The 24,610-nt window shown below is 38.9% G+C and carries 26 protein-coding genes; 3 read left to right on the forward strand and 23 right to left on the reverse strand.

Annotated elements, in window-relative coordinates; genetic code table 11:
• Positions 1-55: 55 nt before the first annotated feature.
• The 5 genes from BG04_RS26895 to BG04_RS26915 all read right to left on the reverse strand — a co-directional run bounded on the left by BG04_RS26895 (position 56) and on the right by BG04_RS26915 (position 4,085).
• The gene (locus tag BG04_RS26895; protein ID WP_013083742.1) at positions 56-700 is read right to left on the reverse strand and encodes a bifunctional 4-hydroxy-2-oxoglutarate aldolase/2-dehydro-3-deoxy-phosphogluconate aldolase; all 645 of its coding nucleotides are present in this window, start codon (positions 698-700) and stop codon (positions 56-58) included.
• Positions 701-726: 26 nt separating this feature from the next.
• Positions 727-2,007 (reverse strand): MFS transporter, encoded by a 1,281-nt coding sequence (locus BG04_RS26900; protein ID WP_034650899.1) that lies wholly within the window; start codon positions 2,005-2,007, stop codon positions 727-729.
• A gap of 2 nt (positions 2,008-2,009) precedes the next feature.
• Positions 2,010-2,969 (reverse strand): sugar kinase, encoded by a 960-nt coding sequence (locus tag BG04_RS26905; RefSeq protein WP_034650896.1) that lies wholly within the window; start codon positions 2,967-2,969, stop codon positions 2,010-2,012.
• Positions 2,966-3,709, reverse strand: coding sequence for a sugar phosphate isomerase/epimerase family protein (locus BG04_RS26910; protein ID WP_013083745.1), 744 nt, complete (start codon positions 3,707-3,709; stop codon positions 2,966-2,968). Before BG04_RS26910 ends, BG04_RS26905 begins: the two co-directional genes overlap by 4 nt.
• 157 nt (positions 3,710-3,866) lie before the next feature.
• Complete coding sequence (locus BG04_RS26915; RefSeq protein ID WP_034650893.1) at positions 3,867-4,085, reverse strand: hypothetical protein; 219 nt, start codon at positions 4,083-4,085, stop codon at positions 3,867-3,869.
• Between the two features lie 141 nt (positions 4,086-4,226).
• Between BG04_RS26915 and BG04_RS26920 the strand changes: the two genes are divergently transcribed.
• Positions 4,227-5,696 carry an ISL3 family transposase gene (locus BG04_RS26920; RefSeq protein ID WP_230586604.1) on the forward strand — a complete coding sequence of 490 codons (1,470 nt, stop codon included), beginning with the start codon at positions 4,227-4,229 and terminating at the stop codon, positions 5,694-5,696.
• 731 nt (positions 5,697-6,427) lie between these two features.
• On the opposite strand, the gene BG04_RS26925 is transcribed toward BG04_RS26920, so the two are convergent.
• The 5 genes from BG04_RS26925 to BG04_RS26945 form a co-directional block, all read right to left on the reverse strand.
• Positions 6,428-7,888, reverse strand: coding sequence for a phytoene desaturase family protein (locus tag BG04_RS26925; RefSeq protein WP_034650887.1), 1,461 nt, complete (start codon positions 7,886-7,888; stop codon positions 6,428-6,430).
• A complete protein-coding gene (locus BG04_RS26930; RefSeq protein WP_230586538.1) occupies positions 7,885-9,024 on the reverse strand; it encodes a glycosyltransferase family 2 protein in 1,140 nt (379 codons plus the stop codon). The genes BG04_RS26925 and BG04_RS26930 overlap by 4 nt, the downstream gene beginning before the upstream one ends.
• Positions 8,988-9,701 carry a lysophospholipid acyltransferase family protein gene (locus tag BG04_RS26935; RefSeq protein ID WP_034650882.1) on the reverse strand — a complete coding sequence of 238 codons (714 nt, stop codon included), beginning with the start codon at positions 9,699-9,701 and terminating at the stop codon, positions 8,988-8,990. The genes BG04_RS26930 and BG04_RS26935 overlap by 37 nt, the downstream gene beginning before the upstream one ends.
• On the reverse strand, positions 9,698-10,465 hold the full coding sequence (locus BG04_RS26940) for a carotenoid biosynthesis protein (RefSeq protein ID WP_034650879.1): 768 nt from the start codon (positions 10,463-10,465) through the stop codon (positions 9,698-9,700). The genes BG04_RS26935 and BG04_RS26940 overlap by 4 nt, the downstream gene beginning before the upstream one ends.
• Before the next feature lie 235 nt (positions 10,466-10,700).
• Positions 10,701-11,162 (reverse strand): hypothetical protein, encoded by a 462-nt coding sequence (locus tag BG04_RS26945; protein ID WP_228459514.1) that lies wholly within the window; start codon positions 11,160-11,162, stop codon positions 10,701-10,703.
• Between the two features lie 272 nt (positions 11,163-11,434).
• Between BG04_RS26945 and BG04_RS26950 the strand changes: the two genes are divergently transcribed.
• Entirely contained in the window at positions 11,435-12,073 is a 639-nt protein-coding gene (locus tag BG04_RS26950; RefSeq protein WP_034650876.1) for a HoxN/HupN/NixA family nickel/cobalt transporter, read from the forward strand.
• Between the two features lie 256 nt (positions 12,074-12,329).
• On the opposite strand, the gene BG04_RS26955 is transcribed toward BG04_RS26950, so the two are convergent.
• The 8 genes from BG04_RS26955 to BG04_RS26990 all read right to left on the reverse strand — a co-directional run bounded on the left by BG04_RS26955 (position 12,330) and on the right by BG04_RS26990 (position 18,482).
• On the reverse strand, positions 12,330-13,139 hold the full coding sequence (locus BG04_RS26955; protein WP_016764673.1) for an urease accessory protein UreD: 810 nt from the start codon (positions 13,137-13,139) through the stop codon (positions 12,330-12,332).
• The gene (gene ureG, locus BG04_RS26960) at positions 13,136-13,750 is read right to left on the reverse strand and encodes an urease accessory protein UreG (protein ID WP_013057654.1); all 615 of its coding nucleotides are present in this window, start codon (positions 13,748-13,750) and stop codon (positions 13,136-13,138) included. The genes BG04_RS26955 and ureG overlap by 4 nt, the downstream gene beginning before the upstream one ends.
• A gap of 38 nt (positions 13,751-13,788) precedes the next feature.
• A complete protein-coding gene (locus BG04_RS26965; RefSeq protein ID WP_034650871.1) occupies positions 13,789-14,475 on the reverse strand; it encodes an urease accessory protein UreF in 687 nt (228 codons plus the stop codon).
• Complete coding sequence (gene ureE / locus BG04_RS26970; RefSeq protein WP_034650867.1) at positions 14,468-14,914, reverse strand: urease accessory protein UreE; 447 nt, start codon at positions 14,912-14,914, stop codon at positions 14,468-14,470. Before ureE ends, BG04_RS26965 begins: the two co-directional genes overlap by 8 nt.
• Before the next feature lie 10 nt (positions 14,915-14,924).
• Complete coding sequence (gene ureC / locus BG04_RS26975) at positions 14,925-16,634, reverse strand: urease subunit alpha (RefSeq protein ID WP_034650864.1); 1,710 nt, start codon at positions 16,632-16,634, stop codon at positions 14,925-14,927.
• Between the two features lies 1 nt (position 16,635).
• Positions 16,636-16,962: an urease subunit beta gene (locus BG04_RS26980; protein WP_013083758.1), complete on the reverse strand. Its 327-nt coding sequence runs from the start codon at positions 16,960-16,962 to the stop codon at positions 16,636-16,638.
• A 14-nt stretch (positions 16,963-16,976) separates the two neighbouring features.
• Complete coding sequence (locus BG04_RS26985) at positions 16,977-17,279, reverse strand: urease subunit gamma (RefSeq protein WP_013057659.1); 303 nt, start codon at positions 17,277-17,279, stop codon at positions 16,977-16,979.
• Positions 17,280-17,432: 153 nt separating this feature from the next.
• Positions 17,433-18,482 (reverse strand): anthranilate phosphoribosyltransferase, encoded by a 1,050-nt coding sequence (locus BG04_RS26990; RefSeq protein ID WP_034650859.1) that lies wholly within the window; start codon positions 18,480-18,482, stop codon positions 17,433-17,435.
• 194 nt (positions 18,483-18,676) lie between these two features.
• On the opposite strand from BG04_RS26990, the gene BG04_RS26995 reads away from it, so the two are divergent.
• A complete protein-coding gene (locus tag BG04_RS26995) occupies positions 18,677-19,819 on the forward strand; it encodes a C40 family peptidase (protein ID WP_034650857.1) in 1,143 nt (380 codons plus the stop codon).
• Positions 19,820-19,899: 80 nt separating this feature from the next.
• Here BG04_RS26995 and BG04_RS27000 read toward each other — a convergent pair whose 3' ends face one another.
• The 5 genes from BG04_RS27000 to BG04_RS27020 form a co-directional block, all read right to left on the reverse strand.
• Positions 19,900-20,829: a 3D domain-containing protein gene (locus tag BG04_RS27000; protein ID WP_034650854.1), complete on the reverse strand. Its 930-nt coding sequence runs from the start codon at positions 20,827-20,829 to the stop codon at positions 19,900-19,902.
• Positions 20,830-21,184: 355 nt separating this feature from the next.
• A complete protein-coding gene (gene nfsA, locus BG04_RS27005) occupies positions 21,185-21,934 on the reverse strand; it encodes an oxygen-insensitive NADPH nitroreductase (RefSeq protein WP_034650851.1) in 750 nt (249 codons plus the stop codon).
• A 92-nt stretch (positions 21,935-22,026) separates the two neighbouring features.
• A complete protein-coding gene (locus BG04_RS27010) occupies positions 22,027-23,160 on the reverse strand; it encodes an MGDG synthase family glycosyltransferase (protein WP_034650848.1) in 1,134 nt (377 codons plus the stop codon).
• A complete protein-coding gene (locus BG04_RS27015; RefSeq protein WP_016764685.1) occupies positions 23,157-23,750 on the reverse strand; it encodes a DedA family protein in 594 nt (197 codons plus the stop codon). Before BG04_RS27015 ends, BG04_RS27010 begins: the two co-directional genes overlap by 4 nt.
• Positions 23,751-23,765: 15 nt before the next feature.
• A complete protein-coding gene (locus tag BG04_RS27020; protein ID WP_016764686.1) occupies positions 23,766-24,476 on the reverse strand; it encodes a polysaccharide deacetylase family protein in 711 nt (236 codons plus the stop codon).
• Positions 24,477-24,610 lie beyond the last annotated feature (134 nt).

Consider the following 24,610-nt stretch of genomic DNA (forward strand, 5'->3'; position numbering starts at 1 on the left):
TAAACGAAAAAAACGAAAAAGGAAAAGCCTTCTTGCTAGCAGAAGGCTTTATTTATTAAGCGTACGCAAGCCTAGCTTCTTGAATTTCATTAGTAAAACGCTTCGCTTCCTTTGTTACTTGACGTAAGTATTCAGGAGTTGGAAGCTGCTTTCCATCCACTAATGTGCTTCCTGCCCCAATAGCAGCTGCTCCAGCTTTAATATAAGCGCCCGCATTTTCAGCCGTAACGCCGCCCGTTGGCATTAATGGAATATGAGGAAGCGGCCCTGCTATATTTTTAAAATAAGCTGGGCCTACTACGCTTGCCGGGAAAACTTTAATCATATCTGCACCGCATTCATAGGCTGTTAGTATTTCAGTTGGTGTAAAAGCACCCGGAACGCTAATGACACCGTATCTTTTAGCCGTTTTAATTGTTCGTTCATTAACCGTAGGAGAAAAAATAAATGACGCTCCCGCCATAATAGCAATTCGTGCTGTTTCTTCGTCTAGAACAGTTCCTGCTCCAATAAACATCGAGTCGTCAAATTCATTTTTTAGTTCTTTAATAACCTCTACAGCAGCAGGGTTTTCCATTGTAATTTCTAGGTTTGTTACTCCGCCTTCTTTTAATGCGTAGGCAAGCGGAATAATTCGCTCAGCACTTGCTCCTCGAATGACCGCTACAATACCGCTACTTGTAATTTTCTCAATATGCATCTCAATTCTCCTTTTTTATCGTTACATTAAGCCGTTGTTTCGACTGGCTTTACACTTTGAACTTCTCTTGGCTTTTTCGTTGCGACAATGGTTAAAACTGCCGCAAGGAATAATGATCCAGCCATAAAGATATAGGAAGCGCCAAATCCTCCTGTTGATCCATTTAAAAATCCTACAATATAAGAACCGGCAAATGAACCAAGTGCGCCCATGCTATTAATTAAAGCCATTGCTCCTCCGGCAACATTACGCGGTAAAATTTCAGGAATAATTGCAAAGAACGGTCCGTACGGAGCGTACATCGTTCCTCCGGCGATAACGAGTAAAGTAAAAGAAAGCCAGAAGTTGCTTGTGCCAACTAAATAAGATCCGTAAAAAGCAAACGCTCCTACTAATAAGAACGGCCATACAAATGCGCTTCGTTTTAAAAACTTATCTGACAGATATGAAACCGTTAACATTAATATAACTGCTAATACGTAAGGAACGGACGCTAACCAACCTGTTTTCACTATACTCATGTTAGGCGCTGCTTTAATAATAGACGGAAGCCACATAACAAATCCGTAGACACCGATACTCCATAAAGCATATTGAATGCTTAATAAAATGACAGTACGATTTTTGAAAGCTTCTTTATAGCCTTTAACAGGTTTGATTCCTTCTTGTTCCTTTTGCAGCGCATCGTGTAAATCTGCTTTTTCTTTTTTCGACAGCCATCCTGCATCTTTTGGCTCGTCATTTACTAGTTTCCACCATAAAAATGCCCAAATAACAGCTGGAAAACCTTCTAAAATAAACATCCATCTCCAGCCAAACGATTCTAGCAAATACCCAGAAACAATAGACATCCAAAGAACGGTTGCCGGGTTTCCTAAAATTAAAAACGTGTTGGCTCTAGAACGTTCTGCTTTTGTAAACCAGTGGCTTAAAAATACCAGCATAGCAGGCATAACGGCACTTTCAACTACTCCTAAAGCAAATCGAATAACAAACAAAAATCCGACGTGGCTTACCATACCCGTAGCTGTAGCAAGTGCTCCCCATAAAATCAGAGACCAAAAAATCAGCTTTTTGGCGCTTTTATTTTCAGCATAGTGAGCGCCTGGAATTTGGAAAAAGAAATAACCTAAGAAAAAGAGCGACCCTAATAAAGACGAAATACCTGGCGTAATATGAAGATCTTCTGCCAGCCCTGCCGCTGCTCCAAACCCATAGTTTGCACGGTCTAAATATGCAAGGCTATACGTAATAAATACGATAGGAATTAATCGAAGCCATCTTTTTTTTGCTAGCTGCTGTTTCATTATCACTTCACTCCTTGTTTTTGGGATTCCATATATCTTTGCAACTGCTGTTCAGTTGGATATCCGTCGTTATCTCCAGGGCTTTGTACAGCTAATGCCCCAATAGCATTTGCTCTCCTTACAGACTGAGTAAGAGAATCATTTTGAAGAAGTCCGCTTAATAGTCCTACTGCAAAACCGTCTCCTGCTCCGACTGTATCCACTATTTGTTTCACTTTTATTCCTTCAACCATCCCTTGCTCTTTAGCCGTCTTAAAAAAGGCTCCTTGTTCACCTAGTTTAATAACCACAAGCTCTACACCTGCATCTAAATAGTAAGAAGCAATGTCTTCTGGATTTTCGTAGCCGGTTAAGATTTTTCCTTCTTCAATGCCCGGCAGAACGTAGTTTGCTTGTTTAGCAGCTTCATTGATTGTAACAACCATTTCTTCTTGCGATTTCCAAAGAGTGGGTCTCAGGTTTGGGTCAAAGGAAACCGTTCTTCCAGCTGCTTTCATCGATGTAAGTGCATGTAGAGCAAAATCGCGCATACTTGCTGACACAGCAAGCGGTATGCCTGTCATATGCATATGTTTTGCCGCTAAAAAATAGTTTTGATTAAGATCGCTCGAGTGCAAGTGACTGGCTGCTGAATTTTTTCGGAAGTAACAAACTTCCGGATCTCCCACTTCCACTTTTGATTTAATTTGAAAGCCTGTTGCATGTTCGCTGTCTACTAGTACACAATCGGTGTTGACATATTCCTCTTGTAGACGTTTCATAATAAACGTACCGAAAGGATCGTTGCCGACTTTGCTCACCCAGCCTGCGCGCAGACCGAGACGAGCGAGACCAATTGCTACATTTGTTTCTGCTCCGGCCAGTTCTTTCGTATAATGCTTAATCTCATGCAGCGGTCCCGGCTGTTCTGCCATGAACATCGCCATTGCTTCTCCGAAGGTAATAACGTCTAATGAATTCATTGAACTTCCTCCTGTTCTGCTGCTTGCACCGATGAAATGAAGCCGGGAATTTGTTCCGGTTCATCGATTGGAAACTCTAAAGCTTTAAAAATCGAATGAGAAAACCCTTTCAAAATATCTTTCCACATTTCATTTGAATCGTTTGATATAGCGGTTGTCACTAGCTTTCCACTGCTTTTTATGACGTGTTTAATATGAATATAGCCCACAAATGACCTTAGCATTTTGATTGCTTCCTGGGGTTGTTCATGTACATAAAGCCAATTACCAATATCAAACGTCATGGAAACAGGAACTTCGTAAGCGTTATCAAAAAATGCATGCAGAGATGCTATGTTGCCTCCGTGACTGGTTTGATCGTTCTCTACAAATAGACGTAAAGCTGGAAATGCTTCTAATAGCTGCTGTAAATCTGCCATAGGCGATTGGGGCTGATAAAAACCAAGAGAAACTTTTACCCACTGAGCGCCAAGTGATACGGCTTCTTCAAGAATAGCTTTTAATTCTTGTGTGTTTAACTCTCCATTTTCTTTCCACAGTTCAATTGGAGCCGAATATACTGTAAAAAGCGGATATGTTTTTAATTCTTCGGCAATAAGCTCAATCTCTTGATCTACTTTTTTCATTAACTCTCTTCGAATTTCCACTCCATGTACTTGCTGCTCATATATTTTCCCAATCATGGTGTGCTGAAAGCCTGTTGTTTCGAATGCATTTAACGGGATAATGATACTATTCATAAATCGACCTACCTTTCTTATTATACTAACTAACCACTTACTAAACCGGTTTAGTAAATCGATTTATCTAAATTATAAGACTATTGAAAGCGCTTTTCAAGCTTTTTTTATAAATTATAAAAAAAAGAAACAACACAGCTTTATGCCGTGTTGTTTCTTAGTGATCATCTGTGCTTTTTACTAGATTGCGATCTTGCTGGTAAATATCATAAATCAAAAAGCTAAAGCCATAGTACAAGACCATGATGACAACTGACTTCGTCATGATAAATAAAGCGCCTAGCCCAATACCAACTAACAGCGTCTGGACACTTAAACGGTCACGCTGGAAAGCTAGCTGTGATAGGAAATAACCAATACCAATTAAGACGGCCAATACCCATGGGCTCTTTCTCACTTTTGGTGAAGGTGCTTTATAGATGATATAGTGAAATAAAAAGGAGCGAATCTCAACATGCCTTTTTCTTCTTTCACTAATATAGAATGCTTACGAGTTATACAAGAAGATCAATCTTATATGTATCTAGTAAAATCTAAACATTCCTCTTGTATATGTCCGTCTTGTCATACTCTATCTCACCGTATTCATAGCCAATATGTTCGATCCCTTCAGGATGTACCGGCGTATGGTAAAACAACATATATAAAGATACAAACACGTAAGTTTTTTTGCGATGACTGTAGTTGCCCACAAGCTATTTTTACAGAAAGATTTACGTGGTTAGGGACCTATCAACGCAAAACCAAACGTTTACAAGAGATGTTAAAGTCAATCGCACTATCTACGAGCTGCAAAGTAGCATCTCGGCTGTCTAAGCATCTAGGTATTGTAACCAGTCATCATACGCTTTTACGCCTGCTTCATAAATTGAAGCTGCCTTCTTATGAACCGCCGGTTCATATTGGGATTGATGACTTTGCATTTAAGAAGCGTTGTCGTTACGGTACGATTATTATCAATCAAGAAACCCGAAGACCCATCGCTATTTTAAATGGGAGAGATAAAGAAACAGTCGTAAAATGGCTCGAACAGCATCCAACGATTCAAACGGTGACTCGTGATGGTTCTTTCACATACGCTAAGGCTATCTCTCAAGCGCTGCCTCATGCTTATCAGATTACGGACCGTTGGCATATTCTGAAAGGTTTATTTACAGCAATTCGAGAGACCTTACAACAATCTTTTCCATCTATATGGAGAAAAACAGAATATAAAAATCCTACAACAGAACCACTTATTATCCGCAAGACAGATGTTCAACGCCATCAGTATGCTGAGCAAGTTTGGCAACGCGCCTTAGAAGTGAAAGAGTGGAAAGAAAAAGGGAAATCCATTGCTTGGATTTCGCGTCAAATGCATATTTCACGTAATACGGTCTATAAAGATTTAAGACGCAAGAAAAAAGAGCCTATTAGTCGTGTAAGACTATTAGATCCATTCCTAAATCAATTACGTCAATGGAACCTATCTGGGTGGACGACGAGTCGTATGGAGGCAGAACTTAAAAAGATAGGCTATACAGGATGTCGCTCTACTTTAAATGAAGCCGTTTCGAGAATTCGTCATGAATATAGAGCCAGTGCCACAACGCATTCTTTGTCTAGAGCTTCCCTACTGTGGAAAATATGGAGTGAAAAGAATAGAAACTGGTTAGATTCATTACCTTCGGCATGTTTAAAAGAGTTTCCATTAATACCACAATTATTTGAAGTGACACGTAAATTTAGAAACATCGTGAGTAAACGTAGTAATCAAGGCATACCTGGTTGGATTGAAACATGTAAAATGTATTCGTTTCCAGCTCTCGATACCTTTATAACCTATATAGAAAAAGATTTACAAGGGGTAATGGCTGCTTGTGTTGATCCTTTAAGTAATGGGCTATCTGAAGGACATATACATCGTGTGAAGATGTTAAAACGTATGATGTATGGTCGGGCAAGTGATGAGCTGTTGAAAAAACGAGTGCTCATACCATTATTATAGGTAGAGTTGTTTTTCTGAAAAAATAATGCATGTCTTTGACATATAGCGACGTTTACCTTCACCAAAAGTGAGAAAGAGCCTACCCATGTGTTTTCAATGGCTAATATATAGTGACTATATAAATAAAAGCTAGGAAAATAAACGGTACTTTCTACGAAGCTGGAGATACCGCTGTATGCAAGCCACCACTTTTGCTCTCTTTCCGTTTTAGGAACGGTTGCCTCAATTGACGTGGGCATTTCCTGTTCCACAAAAACCGTTTCTCCATGATCTTTCATCCATTGAAGCATAATGGAAAGAATGATAAAGCCTGCAAAGATTAAAAGCAGCAAATATTCAATCCACGCTGGATACGGAGCCGTGCGGTGAATCGTATCGAGATATACTCCCTGTAATCCTAACATAGAAATTGGAACCCTATGGTATACCATCACCGCAATATAAAATAGTAAAATTAGCACATAAAAAAAGAACTGTTCTTTGTAGTAGCGAATTTTTTTGCCTTCTGAAGCAATTCGCTTAACAGTCACGCTTTCCAAGTACGGACGGATAATGCTTATGATAATAATAAGACACGTAAATACAATCATATAGTTATGTAATCACCTTTTCAACTTCGTTATGTAACATATTTTTTCATTTTTTCCATCCGTAATAACAGTAGGTTAACAGCCTCTGCACTTTCTTATAGTACCAAAAAACTAAACTTTTTGACAATCCTGATTTATCAATTAGGATGATGAAATAAGCATAGCTACATTGATGCCGCTAATCGTGACCATAGGAGACCCTCCTCCAGGGTGAGTCGTTCCTCCTACAAAATATAAGTTTTTAACATCTTTTGAGACGTTGCTTGGGCGAAGAAAACTATCCATTTTCCGGTTTGAACTCACGCCGTACAGAGCACCTTTAAATGCACCAAACGTTTGTTCAATTTCATATGGAGTAACAATTCGTTCATGTACAAGCCAAGGCTCGATATCTAAATCAAACTGAGAAAGCTTGCGATAGACAACTTCTCTATAAGCTTTCATTTCTTCTTGATTCTCTTCTTTCACAGCAGGAGCATTCACTAAAATAAATAAATTATCGCCCGGAGCTACCGTTTTATCGGTATATGAAGAATTACAAATGTAAATGGTGGGATCGGTTGGAAGCGTTTTTTGTTGAAATAGTTCATAGAATTCCTGTTTATAATCCTGAGAAAAATACACTTGATGATGAATCAGCTGAGAAAAGCGCTTCTTAACAGCTGCCATGATCACATAAGCTGATATGGAAGGCTCGAATTCAGCTGCTTTTTTGTTTTTAAAATGAGGTCTATCCTGTTCTTTTACAAGTGCCGGATAGGCTTTTAGCAAGTCCCCGTTCACAATAACGATATCCGCGTCTATCTTTTCTTCTCCATTTACTTCCACTCCGACAGCCCGTTTATTTTTTACGATTATTTCAGTAACACTGCAGTTTGTATACAGCTTTCCTCCTGCTTTTTGGAACACATGTCCCAGCCCTTTTGCAATTCTAGCATTTCCTCCTTTTACATAGTACACCCCATCATTCATTTCTAAATGTCCAATCAATGAAAACGTAGCGGGTGATGTATAAGGTGAAGATCCGATATAGGTTGCATATCGATTAAATGCATTTCGTATATTTTCGTTTCGAAAAAAACGCTGATGAAACGTATCTACTGTTTCAAACGGTCTTACTTGCAGCAATGCTTTTAATAAAGAAGGGTTTGTGTAATCTTTCCACGATGAAAATGTCCGGTAGAAAAATTGGCTTTTTGCAATGTCGTATATTCTTTTTACTTCTTTCAAATAGGCAGGGTATTGCTCTGCAGCAAAGGGATCGAGACGTTCAAGCTGCTGAATCATTTTTCTTTCATCTATAGACATGGAAAATTGGGAGCCGTCGGTGAAGAAATTATTCGTATGATGCGTTAGTTTGACAAGAGGCATATAGTCTTCTGGACGTTCACCCGCTTGCTCAAATAACCACTGAAAAACTTCGGGCATTGTAATGGTATTAGGCCCAAAATCAAAAGAATATTCTCCTAGCTGCACAGGCATCATTTTTCCGCCTACATGCTCGTTTTTTTCCACAATTGTGACATCGAACCCCTTTGTTTGAAGAAGAACTCCTGCAGCTAATCCGCCTAATCCTGCCCCAACTATTAGTACTTTTTTCATTGATAATGCCTTCCTTTCCATTCATATCCCTGCTTTTTTCGTTCACGCTTCATGGAATGATTCATCAGCAGCATCAGCACAATTGCCGACGCGGGCATCGTACAAAATAAAAGCCCTTTTTGCTGAGCCGACCGGTCAATTAAAAACCGCTGAAAAAGCATAATGCAAAAAGGAAGAATCCAAAGCATGTTGCCTGTGAATATTCCTGCTATAAAAAAAGGAAGCGGCAGCACATAGTAACAGGCAAAATAAACGCTTAGTACCCAAACTGCTTTAGCGGAGCGGCCCAGACCTACAAAGATGTTTTTAGCAAAACCGTTCCATACTTCTTCTGTTGTTTCATACATATAACAGCTAACATGAGAGGTAATATTAGCTAAAATGACGCGGTGTTTCTTTTGCTTAAAAAGCTGGGCTAGGTGGACATCTTCTACTAGTGAAGATTTGACGGCTTCATGTCCTCCTACGGCCTCGTAAGCTTCTTTTTTTATAAACATAAAAGCACCGTGAGCCGCGGAAGCTTTGCTCATCTTGTTACGATTAGCTACGACAACCGGTAAATAACTAAAAACAACCACATGCTGAAGCGGAACAACCAATGCTTCTAACCACGTTTTTACGGGAAAACGAGGGAAACCTGTTAAAAGAGCGGCTTTTGCCGCTTGTGCTGTGGCTAAAGTATGTTCTAGTGTACGTTCTTTTAGTTCTACATCTGCGTCTATAAACAATAAATATTCTCCATTTGCAGCTTGCGACAGCTGGTAACAGGCATGAACTTTTCCGACCCAACCCTCTCTCAGCTCTTTTCCTTCTATGATGGTAAACCTCGGATCCCCGTGAATTTCTTTCAACAGCTGTGTTCGTGTTTGATCTGTGGACTGATCGTCTAGTATGACACATTCTAGATTGCTGTACGTTAATCCTTTAATAGAGGAAATGATTCGCTTTACATTTCGTTCTTCATTTCGCATTGGAATCAAAATAGAAATGAGAGGCTGAGGTGTTTTGGAATCCGGCTCGTATCTTTTTAATTTAGGCATTGCTTGAATATTTACAATGGTTAAAAGCAGCATAAAAATAAATAAAAGCATATAGTAAATCATTCTTTCACCTTCGCTTTCCACCACGTTAACCATTCACTAAGCGTCTTTTTTCCTTTTAATAAAACCGTAAACTCCTCATCGTTTTCTTGAATTATTTTCTGTTTTTGATAATCAAGCTGAGCAGTGACTGCACCGCCTAGCATGTTGGTTATCTCTTCTCTTGCCTTGGCCGAGTCGTAAAAAACAGCTTGCCCTATCCAGATAAAAAGCTCCGGTCGCTGATCATGGCGAAACGTATAATAATACGTAATGGGAATAACTTCAACGTCAGAATGCTTCTTTAGAAGAAAAGCAGGTCCTTCAGAAAAAGTTAACGGTCTTTTTTCAAGATGCTCTTCTTTTCCTTGGGGAAAAATAAGCACCGCTTTTTTCTCTTCTAACAGCTTACTGGCAAACCTTAACGATTCCACCGTATGCTTCGGAGACGCTGCATTTACTGAAAAAGCTCCGATTCGTTGAAAAAAAGGAAAATCCTTCATTCCTTGTTCGGACATCATAGCGTATAGATCTGTTTTTAATACCGCGTTATTTAAATAAAATGTCACTAAACCGTCCCACCAGCTGGAATGATTAGCAATTAATAAAATTTTTTTATCTTTTGGGAGCCCTCCTATATGTAAATGAATACGATAAAATTGCTTTTTAAGCTGATATGTGACAAACAGTTGAAAAAATCGCTCAAATATTGAGTTTTTCTTCGGGTAAATCATAAGCGAGTCTCCTTTTTATACACAATATAAAGAATAAGAAAAGGAATCATCGTCAGCCATACGACAAGCCATAGGCCATTTGCCAACGCTACAATCACAAACATCATGACAACTGCACTATACAAAAATACCATTCTTTTTTCCCACACCGGATTTTCCTCTTTAGGAGACTTAGCTAAAAAGAAGTATACGACCAGCTGAATGAAGAAAGACAATAAAAACCAGCCGGAGAAATTTGATAAAGGAATATTATAATAAAAGCTGTCCCCTTCCCACACCCAATATTGTTTAACAACATAGGCAACAGGATCAATAGCCAAATCCATAATAACAGCAAAAAGCGAACTAATGACTGCATAGGCAATTCCATGGACAATAAACGGCAGCTCCATACGTTTCATAATTCCTAGAGCTAGTATTCTGCTTGTAACCACAACCATAAACCAAGCCGAACCAATGGTCAGAGGAACACCTAAAATTTTGGCGCCAAAATCTTTTTCGTAATCGTAGGATCCAAATAAAAATCCATACTTAACACCTAGACTTTCGATATAAATAGATGCGCCTGTCACAAATATCGCAACGAGCAGTGCCCGCCTTACTCCATAAGCTTTAGCTAGATAAATAAGAGCAAGAAGACTGCTCAAGTGTAAAAAGACCGCGTTTGCCCATTCTAACCATGAAGGCAGCAAATCGAAGGAAAGCAAGACGACTCCGCATACGTACCAGATAAGAAAAAAACGATAAATACCATTTGTGATCATCCTCTATCCACCTTCTCACCAGCTTCTTTTTGTCAAAGTGCTATTATATAAGCTCGTACCCATTCTCTCCATTTTCAATGTGCTCTTTTTTATGAGTAGTCCGCGCTCTCTTAAAATTATGTAAAAACAGCCACTGTTAGTACGTTCCCTAAATAAGAGACTTTATTACTTATTTATAAACAAAAATAAAATAAACGTCCATTAAAATCTACGGATGTATAGATTGTAATGACGTTTATTTTTTCTTATGTATATACACTTCTAATAGCTTTTTGACAATGAGTCCGACAACAAGTCCAGGTATAACAGACAGCATAGGAAGCCAAATTGGTCCTATAAAAACACCGTTGATGGTTGTTACTGAGGAATACATAATGCCTACTGTAACAAAATAAGCACAGGAGACAAAAGGAATAAATGTAAATCTCGATGCGCCGTTTTCTGCTTCTTTAACAGCATCCCAAATTGCAAAAAAATATAAACATGGATAAAACATTAACCACTGTATGTTCATTACTTCTAGGGACTGCCTTGTTTCTCCTAAAAAGCTTAAGCGGATGCCTTCATTAAAATTTGCGCCCATATTAATGAGAAATTCAAGTACAATAAACAAAATTCCTTTTATATGTTTTTTGTTTAGTAATTGTCCAAAGCCCGGCAACGCAATGCTCCATAAAAGAGCTTCTAGTCTAGTCACGTTCTGTCCTAACATTTTGACGTATAAAAGAACTCCACAGCATAATATCAGTAGAAATTTTGTCCATAGTTATCAACCTCACAATAATTTACTCATAGTTTTTGTAAATGTAAAATTTTTATACTACATCTTCTTTAATATTTGTAACTTATTGTAAATTGATAAATAGTTTAGCTATTCGACCAGATATTTTCGTTTAGAATTTTCTGTTTATTAAAACAAAATCGTACGGTATACTAGTGTTATACGTACGAAAGGATGAGAAAGCTGACATGGAAACAAGTTTTTTTTCAATTTTAATACTAGGGTTTCTTTTAGGAATCAAGCATGCTCTAGAACCAGATCATATTATCGCTGTATCAACCATTGCTTCAAAAAGTAAAAAACTGTGGCGCTCTTCGCTTGCAGGAGTGTACTGGGGGATTGGCCATACGCTTACGCTGTTTATTTTTGGCATGATTTTAATGGTGTTAAAAAGCAGTATTTCTGAACGTATGAGCATGTCACTTGAATTTTTAGTGGGCATTATGCTCGTTTACCTCGGTTTCACATCGTTTCTGTCTTACAAAAAACAAGTACATACGCATCACGAAAAAACGTCTTACTTAAAGTCATTGGGCATTGGCTTTGTTCATGGACTGGCCGGAAGCGCAGCGATGGTTGTATTAACGATTAGCACCGTTACTCACGTATGGCAAGGTGCTCTGTACATTATCATTTTTGGAATCGGCACTTGTCTTGGCATGCTGTTATTTACCACGGTCATTGGAATTCCATTCGTTACAACTAAAAAACAAGTGACGTTAAACCGCTGCTTACTGCAGGTAACAGGCGCTGTCAGCATTATATTTGGCCTTTATTATATGTATAATTTAGGTGTAAGCGACGGATTGTTTAGCCTGTGGTTCTAAAAGCGAATGAGACACAACGAAAACAATTCAATCTAAAGATGAATAAGTAGGATAAATGACCTGGACTGCCTGTTCCACAGCTGTTGATTTTTGTGCAAGACGCCGCTTTGCCCTTTAATCAACGGGTAGAAGGAGCTACATACAGGAAACCTACGTTCACCCTACCAATAAAAAAATCCGAACGAATTTGATTCTCCATTAAGAATCCAGCTCGTTCGGATCTTCTTTCAACTAACATATTTTTGTCCCAGCCTCTTTAATACTTACGCAAAAGTGATACTTCAGCTTTTAGTAAATGCTGTCGGAACAATCCGTATACTTTAGCGATTATGTCTTCAACTTCTTGTGTACTAGCAGCTAATATTCGAATAGCACATCCAGGGATCGGAAGTGCAGAAGCTCCTACTTTACAGCCTGCCTCTTCGCACAGCTGATGTACTTTCGCTGTAAATGCGTCGTCGGCGTTTGGATGAACAATGATAATCGATCCAAAATGAGTATACCCTTCCATTTTCATCATGCCGCGCAAATGGCTTTCTGGCTTCAAGTATAAGTGATCGTATACCTTCAGCTGCTCGTTTACATACAGTTTAAGCTTGGAACGCATAGAGGTATATTGAAACAGCTGCCCATCCGGCGACCACCCCGGGGTGATGCTGTCACACATAAACAAAGCAGCGTTTTGTGCCATACGAACCGTTATTTCTTGGACAAATGCAGCATTTTCATACAAAATAAGCGGGTCTGGTATATATTCCATGATTGCTTGTTCTTCAAGGGTTATACACGTTTCTTGTAAAACAGCTTTGTTCGGTGTTTTGTACACCTTTGTCGCAGATTGAGTAGTAGCCGTCAGCTGGGCATTTTTCTCTACCGTTATCATCGTTTTATACTTGTCTCCGCTTACGTATCCTCCGCCTACGTGAAGCATATAAACAAAAGGGGATTCAGGAGTCATGTAAATAGGTCTGGCAACTTTGAAAGCACCGTAATGGTACGTATCTTTAATAACGGTTCGCTCACTGTTTCTTTCTGCTCGAAGCTCTAAATAACCCGTGTAGCTCATGATTCAAGGCCGATTAAAAAGGCCTCTTTTTTAATCCATTCTATCACTTGGTCGAGCCCTTTATCTTCTTTTAAATTGGTGAAAACAAAAGGCTTGTGCCCTCTTGCTTGGATTGTATCTTTTTCCATTACTTCTAAACTGGCTCCTACATACGGGGCTAAATCTGTTTTGTTGATAATGAATAAATCAGATTTAATCATTCCTTGACCGCCTTTACGCGGGATTTTTTCCCCTTGTGCTACGTCGATGATATAAATCGAAAAATCAACGAGCTCTGGGCTAAACGTTGCGGCTAAATTATCTCCTCCGCTTTCTACAAAAATAAGTTCAACATCGGGGTGGCGTTCCACTAACTCATCGATCGCAGCAAAGTTCATAGATGCATCTTCTCGAATGGCCGTATGAGGACATCCTCCTGTTTCTACTCCTACGATACGATTTTCTGGCAAAATACTGTTTTTTACTAGAAATTGCGCATCTTCTTTTGTGTAAATATCGTTTGTAACGACTGCCATGCTTAGCTGTCCTTCTAGTGCACGCGTTAATCGTTCTACTAACATTGTTTTCCCTGCACCAACAGGTCCACCAATTCCAATTTTAATTGCATTCATTTTTACGCCTTCATTGTTAGAAGGCTTTCCCTCCTTTTTTATGACATGAACAATCGAACATGCAACTGTTCATGCTGCATTTGAGCAATTTCTAACCCTGGTGTCACCGCACCAAATTCCTCTTGATCTGCTTGTAAAATATGCTGAAGTGCTTGCTGCAGCAGCGGCTGAAAAAGAACGAGCGTTTTTTGCCCATCGGTTTGCCCGATCGGTATGCCGCGAACAGCATTTTGAATTAACGAAGAAATACTAGCGTACAAGTGACTTAAAATTGCCTCTTCTTTTGTAATGTTTAACTGCAGGCTGGCTAATGCAAATACAACAGCAGGATGTCCATACGCCTTCTTTGCTTTTACTTCACTCATATACTTTTCTAAATAAGAGCCTTGAAATAACTCTAAGCAAAGTTTTAACATGCGCTGGCCCACGCGTCTCGTCCCTTCTCTTGTTTCTTTTGACAAAGCAAGAGCGTATAATTCATGATCCACTCTTATAATTTCGTTAAACTGGTCATGATTTGCATACTCATAAGCCAGTCTGCATGCTAAGCCGTCCGTATACGTCAGCTGAACATCAAGGTATGTACGAAGCGCTTCTTGAAAGGTTTCTGTGTTGTAAATTTGATCTCGCTGAATATACGTTTCAAAGCCAAACGAATGTGAAAATGCACCGGATGGAAAATTTGAATCACATAGTTGAATCAGCGAAAGCAATGAATTAGTCATGACTGTGTCCGATATGCTTAAAAGCTTGTTTTACTTTTCTTTTTTCGCGCTTATAGGGAATATCAAGCTGCTGAAGCAATTCTTCGACTAAATAATCGTACTGTACGAGCATGTCTCCACCTTCAAACTGTGCTGGCAAATGTCGGTTGCCAAGCTGATGAGCAATTTCTCCCATTTGCTGAATATCAATCGGCTGAATCGTTAAAATATCGTCTGCCACCACCTGAACAACAATCATATTGCTTTTATCCATAAACAGCACGTCGCCATCAGTGAGCTCGCGATTTTCTTTTAGACGAATTCCTAGTTCCTTACCGTGATCTGTTACAACGCGCTGAACGCGTTTTACTAAGTGATCACTTTCGATATATACCGTTTCTATATGCGGAGCCCGTTTTTCTAATGTTGCCATATTTCCGATAATTTTTTCGATTACCATTTCTTTCACCTCAAAATAAAAAGTATCGCTGTGCCATAGGCACAACTTCTGCTGCTTCACATGTAATCATTTGTCCATCTACTTTTACTTCGTACGTTTGGGGATCAACTTCAATTTTAGGCATTTCCCCGTTTAACTTCATATCTGTTTTTTTTAATTGACGAATATTTTTGACCGGTTTAAGCAGCTTTTGCAACCCCAGTTTCTCGCCCACTTTGTTCTCGTACGCTGCTTTTGACACAAACGTAAGAGACGTTTTAGCTCTTGCTTTTCCATAAGAAGCAAACATCGGACGGTATAAAACCGGCTGTGGAGTTGGAATTGACGCGTTAGGATCTCCCATTAAGCTGTGTGCAATCAAACCGCCTTTTACAATCAAGTCAGGCTTTATTCCAAAAAAAGCTGGCTCCCATAGGACTAAGTCAGCCATTTTCCCTGTTTCTACTGATCCTACGTATTCGGAAATTCCATGAGCAATAGCTGGGTTAATCGTATATTTAGCTACATAGCGTTTGACACGTGCGTTATCGCCAGCTTCGCTGTCACCATCAAGTTTCCCTCGCTGCTTTTTCATTTTGTCAGCTGTTTGCCACGTTCTTGTAATCACTTCTCCTACACGTCCCATTGCTTGGGAATCTGAAGAAATCATGCTGAATACACCTAAATCGTGTAAAATATCTTCAGCTGCAATGGTTTCTTTGCGAATGCGAGAATCAGCAAAAGCGATGTCTTCTGGTACAGAGGGATCAAGATGATGACATACCATGAGCATATCTAAATGTTCTTCAAGCGTGTTGACAGTATAGGGTCTTGTTGGATTAGTTGATGATGGAAGCACGTTTGGAAAGCTTGCCATTTCCATAATATCAGGTGCATGTCCGCCTCCAGCTCCTTCAGTATGATAGGTATGAATGACTCGATCGCCAATCGCTGCAATCGTATCTTCGACAAAGCCGCCTTCATTTAAAGTATCTGTATGAATCGCAATTTGAACATCGTACTCGTCTGCTACCTGTAAGCTTGTGTCAATGGCAGATGCCGTGGTTCCCCAGTCTTCATGAAGCTTTAGTCCAATCGCTCCAGCTTCAATTTGCTCAATTAAAGGCTCTTTGGCACTTGCATTCCCTTTTCCTAAAAAGCCAATATTCATTGGGAATGCTTCAGCAGCTTCAAGCATTCGTTCAATATGCCAAGCTCCGGGTGTACAAGTTGTAGCTTTTGTTCCTGTAGCCGGTCCCGTTCCTCCTCCAATCATTGTTGTAACTCCCGAGGCAAGAGCAGTTTCAATTTGCTGCGGACAAATGAAATGAATATGTGCATCAATACCGCCGGCGGTTACAATTTTCCCTTCAGCTGCAATCACTTCTGTACTGGCACCAATGATGATGTCTACTTCATTCATCAGCAGGGGATTGCCCGCTTTTCCGATAGTTTGAATGAGTCCATCTTTTATTCCAATATCTGCTTTATATATGCCTGTATAATCAACAATAATTGCATTTGTCAACACTAAGTCCGCTGCTTCGCTTCGTGTTGCAAGAGGATGCTGCCCCATTCCGTCACGAATGACTTTTCCTCCGCCGAACTTTACTTCATCTCCGTACGTGGTGAAATCTTTTTCAATTTCAATAAATAGCTCTGTGTCTGCTAAACGAACAGCATCTCCAACGGTTGGTCCAAACATATCTGCATACTGACGTCGCGACATTTGAAAACTCATCTTATACATCTTCCTTTCTATCAGAAAGCGATCTGTTTGTTTTATTGTTAAGACCGTAGATTTCTCTTGTTCCGGAGAAAGCAACGAGATCCACTTCTTTTGCATCACCTGGTTCAAAACGAACGGCTGTACCGGCCGGAATATTTAAATGATAGCCAAGCGAAGCTTCGCGGGGGAACTCAAGCGCAGCATTCACTTCAAAAAAATGAAAGTGTGACCCTACTTGAACAGGTCGATCGCCTCTGTTGATTACAGTCACGCTAATTGATTTCTTTCCGTTATTGCATGTGATTGGGTCTTTTTTTAAGAAATATTCCCCTGGAATCATATCTTTCCCTCCTCTTAACGAATTGGATCGTGCACAGTGACGAGCTTGGTTCCGTCTGGAAAGGTAGCTTCCACTTGAATATCATGAATCATTTCCGGAATACCTTCCATTACATCTTCTCGTTTTAAAATCTTGGTCCCTTCTCGCATTAGCTGTGCTACCGTCTTGCCATCACGAGCTCCTTCCATAATTTCATATGTAATAATAGCTACTGCTTCGGGATAATTAAGTTTTAATCCTCTTGTTTGACGGCGTCTTGCTAAGTCTGCAGCTACGACAATCATTAATTTTTCTTGTTCTCTCGACGTAAGTTTCAATGAAAGCTTCCTTTCTGCTAATCTATTTTCTAATTAACATCAAATGTGATATTTTCTAACACAAAATACATAACTAATTATAGTAAATTTTCTGACAAAAAACAAAGAATTTATCTCTTCCGCTAAAAAAAGATGAGCATGTTTGCTCACCTTTTACTCTTCTGAAATCGCTTGTGTTTTCCATTTCTGCAGGTGTTTCCAGCCCAAACCTTCAGCTAGCTGACGTTTTGCATAGTCTACTCCTTTTTCAATAGAAGCTTCATAGCCAAATAGATAATAGCGCAAGCCAGCGTTTAATACTACTTGATTATAGACGTAAGTCAGTTCGGAAGAAGATTCCCCCTCCAGAATGCGCGTCACATATTCCACTTGTTTTTCAACACTTATTTTCTTTTCAAAGTGCTCTTCTTCCACAAACAGTCCGTATTCTTTTGGATTGACAATAAACGACTCCATCTCTCCTTCTGAGATCGTAAAAACAAAGCTGCTTCTATGTACAGGTACATCTTCTGATCCTTCTATCCCTTGTACCACGTATACGTGTTTGAAAGGCAGAGAAGCAAAAATAGGCACAATCTTATTAATGGCTGTACGGTGAAAAGCGCCCATCATTAAAGAAGAAGCATTCGATAAGTTTAGTAGTTTTTCAACCGTATTAATAAGTGTCCTTACACCAATTTCATGACGAACTTGTTTGATGCGGCTAAGAGGATAAGAGATTGTTTCGGCATTTACAAAGCCAATTTTTAACGTTTCAAACGCATGACCGATGTCTTCAATCGTTTGAGCTTGAGGGATCTGTAATGAATGAAGTACGTCTTCAATCGTTGTTCCAAACTTTGGAGGAAGTGCTTCTGTACAGTGTAAAAAAGCTGGCACACCTCTTTCAGCTAATAAAATTGATACAGGAATGGTCGCAAAAAATGAATTCCTCCCTGCATAAGGGCTTGCAAAATCAATTGATTTATCTTTTAAAGGCTGAGACAGCGGTATTTCTTTTGTTTTTTCACGAAAAGCATGGACGAATCCCAATAGTTCATCTGCATTTTCAGTTTTAATACGTTCCGCGATAAAAAAAGCAGCGATCTGAGCATCCGTAGCTTGTCCAGAAGCGATTAAGCGAGCTGCTTCTTTTGCTTGTTCATACGTTAAGTCAGTTGATCCCCTTTTTCCGCGCGCTATTTCTTTGATAAATTGCTGCATATCGTACACTTCCTTTTTAACTGAATATTTGTACATTGTATCACATATTTTCTTTGTTCCTTAGATTATCTTCTATCAAGTACGCAAACTGCTAAAAAATATGAAATTAAAGGAAAAGTACTAGTTCTTTTATAACCTAATATAGTATAATCTATCTGCTATACTATTATTTGGATATTTGGGGGACTTTACAAATGAAAAAAGAGAAACTACTTGTACCATTTATAGCAGCATCTGTTTTAGTAGGAGCATCGGTGACAACGCCTGTTTTTAGTCACTCTGCTTATGCTGCTTCTTCTGTCAGCGTTTATCAAAAAGACGTTAATTCGCTAGCAGATTATTACGCACCATTTTATAAAACCGTAGAAAAAAAGCTAAAAGAAATTGAAGGAATAAAAGATGACGAAAAAGCGTTAGATGCATATGATCAGCTTGCGAATCAAATTGACCAGTTTCTAACAAAGACTGATAAAAATTATGCGATGAATCACCTTAATTCAGAAGCTGATCAGCTTCAAGGGTATTTATACGACAGCTTAATTGCTCTTTACAATTACATTGTAGATCTTGAAGACTATGCGTATGGAGATGTAAGTGACGCGGAATTTAATAAGATCTCTGCAAATTTTGAAAAAGAAATCAACGCATACAATACGCAATTTCAGCAAAAAGCGAAGAGCTATAAAACGAAGCGAAAAGTAGCGTTTAACGCAAATATGAGTTATTTGCTTGATGAAGATATTCAACCTTCACCAACAGCTCCATCTACACCGGCTGATAGCAATGGCACCTACACGGTGAAAAAAGGAGACACGCTGACAGCAGTCGCTAAAAAGTACGGCATGACGGTAGCTGAATTAAAAAAATTAAACAATTTAAAAACAGACGCGCTAAAAGTCGGACAAGTGCTGAAAGTGAAAAGTGCAAGCGCACCTTCGCCGGCTCCAGCACCTCAAACTTCTGTTAGTGCAAAACAGCAGCAAATTGTATCGTATGCTAAAACGCTAATTGGAAAGCCATATAAATATGGAGGTACGACACCAAAAGGTTTTGATGTATCAGGGTACACACAGTATGTATATAAAAACGCGGGTTCAAATATTTCTATTCCCCGTACAGTAGCAGATCAGTATAAAAGCGGTACGGACGTAAAGCAAAACAGCCTGCAGGCTGGAGATTTAGTTTTCTTTAAAAACGGCAAATCCGTTTCAGTCGTAGGAATTTACCTAGACAAACAAGAATTCATTTATGTCAGCAGCAAAGGCGTTAAAACGCAATCACTTTCAACAGCGTACTGGAAAAACAGCTATGCGGGCGCAAAGCGTATTATAAAGTAAAAAGAGGTGCCATAAGGCACCTCTTTTGCTTTACTAGCTATGTATTTCTATACTAGACTAGCAATTTTATAAAGAACTTCTTAGTTCATAACCGTAATTTTAACAGATTTTCTTCCGAACTGTTGAGCATCACCTTCAGCAGGAACGAATACATCAATTCGATTGCCTTTAATTGCTCCACCTGTATCGGCAGCTACAGCTTCACCATAGCCTTCTACATAAACTTTCGAACCTAATGGAATAACACTAGGGTCAACAGCGATTACTTTTTGATTTGGATTTGCTTTTAAATCCACTCCTGTAGCAGTCGTACCGCTACATCCAGCACAATTAGCCGTATAGGCAGTTGCTTCAACTGTCATTGATTTGCCGCTGGCTTGTTGTGACGATTCAGCAGGTTGTTGTTCTTTTTGAGCTTGTTCAGCTTGAGCTTGCTGCTGCTCTTTTTGAGCTTGTTCAGCTTGAGCCTGCTGCTGCTCTTTTTGAGCTTGTTCAACTTGAGCTTGCTGCTGTTCTTCTTGAGTTTGTTCAACTTGAGCTTGCTGCTGTTCTTCTTGAGTTTGTTCAGCCGGCGCTTGAGCTTGCTGAGCTTCTGGAGCAGCTTGGGCTACTGAAGGACTTGATTGCTGAGCTTGGCCGTTTGGAGACTGAATTTTTAATTGTTCGCCAGGATAAATTAAATCTGACTTCAGTCCGTTCCATTCTTTAATTTGATCTACCGTCACGCCGTATTGCTGACTGATAGACCATAAGGTGTTTCCTTGCTGAACTTTGTGCGTCATTTCTTTTATAGTAGCTACGTTTAATTCTTGATTTGGATAAATAATATTAGATGTTAAGTTGTTTGCATCTTTTAGCTCGTCTACGCTCACGCTGTGCTTTTGAGCGACTTTCCATAACGTATCACCTTTTTCTACGTGATACGTTCCGCTTGTAGAAGCAGAAGCTGCACCTACAAATCCTGCTGAAAGGATTGCTGTTGTTCCTAGAGTAAATATAAATTTTTTCATTACGAATACCTCCTTATTTACTCAATGATTGAATGATATCATCCTCACATTTCACAGCCGTTACAGAGCCATGCTACTTTTATTACAAAACTTAACAAAACAGAACATTCAATCGTAATATTTCTGATAATTTGGCTATATGATGAAACGTTTCTACTTTTTACTGCTTTTTATTGTTGTTTTTACTAAAATAGTTAAATTTCTCTACCATTGCTGACTATGCCTCTTCTTTTTTATTGATCATTTAACGGGTATATTCAGTTTTTTTATAACAAAAAAAGCGAACCGCTAATCAAAAATTTTGATTAGCGGTTCGCTTTTCAATTCGGCTAAAATACTTTTGTCCCAGCTTTTTTTATTTCTTATTAAATCCTTGCTTTTCAACAAATTCTTTCATATACATACGCTTAGGATTGGAAAGCATGTCGGCCATTTGACCAGTCCATGTGTCTTGGCGTTTGCCATTTGTTCTTTCGTTGTAATAAGCAGAAATTTCTTCGTTATACGCTGTTAATTCTTTTTTCGTCTGCTCATCGTTCGGCTCATATGTTTCTTCATGATACACATGTTTAAATGGTAAGCGCGGCTTTTTATCCGTAATACCCGCTGGGTGTCCAACCGTTAGACCAAATAACGGAATTACATGATAAGGCAGTTTTAACAATTTGCTTACTTCTTCTAATTCGTTACGCAAACCGCCGATGTAACAAGCTCCAAGTCCCATTGATTCAGCAGCAAGCGTTGCATTTTGCGCAGCAAGAGCAACGTCAATAATAGCTACCATAAACTGCTCTGTGCTTTCGAGCGCTGTCGATAAGTCTTTTTTCTCCATTTCCGCAATGACATCATGACGATGAAAGTCAGCGCAAAATACAAAGAAGTGTCCATTTGTTTCTACGTAAGGCTGATTTCCTGCTAATTGAGCAAGCTTTCGCTTCGTTTCTTTATCTTTTACTCCAATAATGGAATACGCTTGAATATAGCTTGATGTGGAAGCTGCCTGTGCGCTTTCTACAATCGTCTGAATTTGCTCTTCTGACAATGGTTTGTCTTCATATTTGCGAATAGAACGATGATTTAAAATCGTTTCAATAACTGAGTTCATATTATAATCTCCTTTTACTTCATCTAACCTTCTACAGTTGTTATCTCTACAGTTAGTTTATCGAATGTAAAAAGAAATAACCAATGTTCTGCTTAAAATTGATTTTGACTTGTCTCATATCGATACAGCTTAAAGTGATCTGCAAGCACGTGATCTACTTTTACTTCTAAGCTGTCTACATATTCGTCCATCCGTTTTATCAACCGGTTTCGTTTCACATCATTTTCTAAAATGTTCTTAAGCTGCTGTTCAAAGGCTTCAGCCTCATTAAGCGGTATCAGCAGCTCTTTTTCTTTTAGATATTCAATGTTAATTTGTTCTTGACCGGGAAGAGAGGAGTGAATAAAAATAGGTAGTCTTTTGTGAAGGGCTTCGCTAATTGTCACTCCCCCCGCTTTTGTGACAATGGCATCTGCTCCCTCATATAAATCATTCATTTTCTCTCTCGATTTTACATACGAGACCGCTTTAATTCTCGGGTGGTTTAATTTTATTAGTTCTTGATACAACTTTTTGTTTTTTCCGCACAGCACATAATACATATACGTACAGTTTTGCGGAAGCTGCTGAAGCATTTTGCGTACATTTCCAAGGCCGGAATTCCCTCCGGCAATCAATATATGTTTCTGTGGCATAAGATGGTCAATCCTTCTTTTTAAAAACGCTTTATGAACAGGAATTCCCGTTACATAAATAGAAGACTCTTTTACACCGTGAACGTTTTGTAAAAACGCTTTTGTATCCTGATCAGGCACGCAGTGAAGCTCAATTCCATTTTTACCCCATACGTCGCTTACTAAGAAGTCTGTGTATACGTTTATAATAGGAAGATCAATGATTCCTTTTTCTTTTAACCCGCTTAATACACAGGAAGGAAAGCTGTGTGTACAAACAATGACATCCGGCTGCTCTGCATCAATTAATTTCTTCATATGGTATTCGATAATCGGCCACTTTTTCACAACAAAATCGTCCATCGTATGGTCGTTTTTTTTGTATACATGACCGTAATAAAATTTTTCAAACTGCTTTGGGAAAACAGAAATCCATTTCATGTATATCGATGAAATCATTTGTTCAAGCGGTTTGCTCCAATAGCTTAAACAATCAATTTTTTGACAAATAACGTGGGAAAAACGCTCCATAATGGCATCCATAACGGCGTCTGCTACTTGGTGATGACCAGATGGCATCTGAAAAAGCGGTAAGAATAAAACCTTCCTCATTGACCATCCCTCCTCTCAAGACGTTTTCGGTTTCTTGTTCTTTTTATAAGTAAATAAATGACAAAAAAAGCTACAGCGCCCATGATGATATACGAAATATGAATTCGATCTCCTACGTAGTAACCTAGAATCAGAAAAGAAAGGACCCATACTAGACTTCCTACTACCGATAACAATAAATAAAGGAAAAACGGATAGCGACTTATTCCCGCCATATATGGGCTAATTTGACGCAAGCCTGGAATATATAAACCAAATAAAATGGTCCATATCCCATATTTATGGTAGCTGCCGCTTGCCGCTTCAATTTTCTCTTTGGTTAACCCTACGTATTTTCCGTATTTATCAAAAAATGGGGTTCCCGCATATCTTCCTAGCCCGTAAGCAGTAAGCATTCCAGTGATAACACCTAAAAAAGCAAAAAGAGATGATTCGTATAAGTTCAGCTGATGTTTGGCAATAAACATGCCTAATAATATTAAAAATGATTCTTCAGGCGCTGGAATTCCAACAATCCCACAAAAAAGTACAAGTAAAATAACAATATAACCATAGGAATGTATATACTGAGAAATAATTGTTAAGTCCACTGCTCGCTCCTCTATTTACGATTGATTCATCAATTGCTGCATGGTTATACTTTCATACCCTTGCTGTTTTAAGTAAGGTAAAAATTCTTCTAACGCCGCAATCGTCATTTCAGGTGCTTTTTCATCTGCTCCCGGGGTATCTCCATTATCGTGTAACACAAAAATGGCTCCATCTTCTACTTTACGCATTAGTTTTTGAACTAATGCCGTTTTCGTTGTTTTTAGTGTCCAATCCTGAAAGATTCCTGTCCAGATCACAAGGTGATATGGCTTGGCCATTGATAAACTGCTCATATTTAAATGTCCCCACGGCGGACGATAAAAAAGCGGCTTTTGATTGGTTACTTTCTCTATAACCTGTGCACATTGATGAATTTGTCTTTTTAATTGCCAAGGTGTTTGCGTCCATGCACTCACATGACGGTGATGATGTATAGCTACTTCATGCCCTTCATCAATCATTCTGTTTAAAATAGACGGGTGTTTCTCCCCTAGTTCTCCCACAATAAAAAAAGTAGCTTTCATTTCATGCAGTTTGAACAAGTCCAAAATTTTTGGTGTATAAACAGGATGAGGTCCGTCATCAAATGTTATAGCTATTTTATGCTTTTTTGCCCCTTTTATTATGACTGATGAATGATAGCGACGGTAAAGGGTTTGCGAAATAATGGTATATACACATATAACCATTAGAACGAAAAGTAAAACAATAAAAAAACGAGTCATATGCTTTTAACCATCCTTTTGAATTTAAATCCTGCATTTATTATAACGGTTTACTCAGACTTTGGTTTCATTTTTTGTGATAGAAGCCAGGAATTTTAAAATAATTTGATACTTTACCTAAAAATAGCTATTCT

This window comes from Priestia megaterium NBRC 15308 = ATCC 14581 (assembly GCF_000832985.1).
Taxonomy (GTDB): domain Bacteria; phylum Bacillota; class Bacilli; order Bacillales; family Bacillaceae_H; genus Priestia; species Priestia megaterium.

What these genes read in the sequence shown, in the direction of transcription:
- BG04_RS26895 (WP_013083742.1), bottom strand. Translation starts at nt 700, where the DNA reads ATGCATATTGAGAAAATTACAAGTAGCGGTATTGTAGCGGTCATTCGA.
- BG04_RS26900 (WP_034650899.1), bottom strand. Translation starts at nt 2,007, where the DNA reads ATGAAACAGCAGCTAGCAAAAAAAAGATGGCTTCGATTAATTCCTATC.
- BG04_RS26905 (WP_034650896.1), bottom strand. Translation starts at nt 2,969, where the DNA reads ATGAATTCATTAGACGTTATTACCTTCGGAGAAGCAATGGCGATGTTC.
- BG04_RS26910 (WP_013083745.1), bottom strand. Translation starts at nt 3,709, where the DNA reads ATGAATAGTATCATTATCCCGTTAAATGCATTCGAAACAACAGGCTTT.
- BG04_RS26920 (WP_230586604.1), top strand. Translation starts at nt 4,227, where the DNA reads ATGTATCTAGTAAAATCTAAACATTCCTCTTGTATATGTCCGTCTTGT.
- BG04_RS26925 (WP_034650887.1), bottom strand. Translation starts at nt 7,888, where the DNA reads ATGAAAAAAGTACTAATAGTTGGGGCAGGATTAGGCGGATTAGCTGCA.
- BG04_RS26930 (WP_230586538.1), bottom strand. Translation starts at nt 9,024, where the DNA reads ATGGTTAACGTGGTGGAAAGCGAAGGTGAAAGAATGATTTACTATATG.
- BG04_RS26935 (WP_034650882.1), bottom strand. Translation starts at nt 9,701, where the DNA reads ATGATTTACCCGAAGAAAAACTCAATATTTGAGCGATTTTTTCAACTG.
- BG04_RS26940 (WP_034650879.1), bottom strand. Translation starts at nt 10,465, where the DNA reads ATGATCACAAATGGTATTTATCGTTTTTTTCTTATCTGGTACGTATGC.
- BG04_RS26950 (WP_034650876.1), top strand. Translation starts at nt 11,435, where the DNA reads ATGGAAACAAGTTTTTTTTCAATTTTAATACTAGGGTTTCTTTTAGGA.
- BG04_RS26955 (WP_016764673.1), bottom strand. Translation starts at nt 13,139, where the DNA reads ATGAGCTACACGGGTTATTTAGAGCTTCGAGCAGAAAGAAACAGTGAG.
- ureG (WP_013057654.1), bottom strand. Translation starts at nt 13,750, where the DNA reads ATGAATGCAATTAAAATTGGAATTGGTGGACCTGTTGGTGCAGGGAAA.
- BG04_RS26965 (WP_034650871.1), bottom strand. Translation starts at nt 14,475, where the DNA reads ATGACTAATTCATTGCTTTCGCTGATTCAACTATGTGATTCAAATTTT.
- ureE (WP_034650867.1), bottom strand. Translation starts at nt 14,914, where the DNA reads ATGGTAATCGAAAAAATTATCGGAAATATGGCAACATTAGAAAAACGG.
- ureC (WP_034650864.1), bottom strand. Translation starts at nt 16,634, where the DNA reads ATGAGTTTTCAAATGTCGCGACGTCAGTATGCAGATATGTTTGGACCA.
- BG04_RS26980 (WP_013083758.1), bottom strand. Translation starts at nt 16,962, where the DNA reads ATGATTCCAGGGGAATATTTCTTAAAAAAAGACCCAATCACATGCAAT.
- BG04_RS26990 (WP_034650859.1), bottom strand. Translation starts at nt 18,482, where the DNA reads ATGCAGCAATTTATCAAAGAAATAGCGCGCGGAAAAAGGGGATCAACT.
- BG04_RS26995 (WP_034650857.1), top strand. Translation starts at nt 18,677, where the DNA reads ATGAAAAAAGAGAAACTACTTGTACCATTTATAGCAGCATCTGTTTTA.
- BG04_RS27000 (WP_034650854.1), bottom strand. Translation starts at nt 20,829, where the DNA reads ATGAAAAAATTTATATTTACTCTAGGAACAACAGCAATCCTTTCAGCA.
- nfsA (WP_034650851.1), bottom strand. Translation starts at nt 21,934, where the DNA reads ATGAACTCAGTTATTGAAACGATTTTAAATCATCGTTCTATTCGCAAA.
- BG04_RS27010 (WP_034650848.1), bottom strand. Translation starts at nt 23,160, where the DNA reads ATGAGGAAGGTTTTATTCTTACCGCTTTTTCAGATGCCATCTGGTCAT.
- BG04_RS27020 (WP_016764686.1), bottom strand. Translation starts at nt 24,476, where the DNA reads ATGACTCGTTTTTTTATTGTTTTACTTTTCGTTCTAATGGTTATATGT.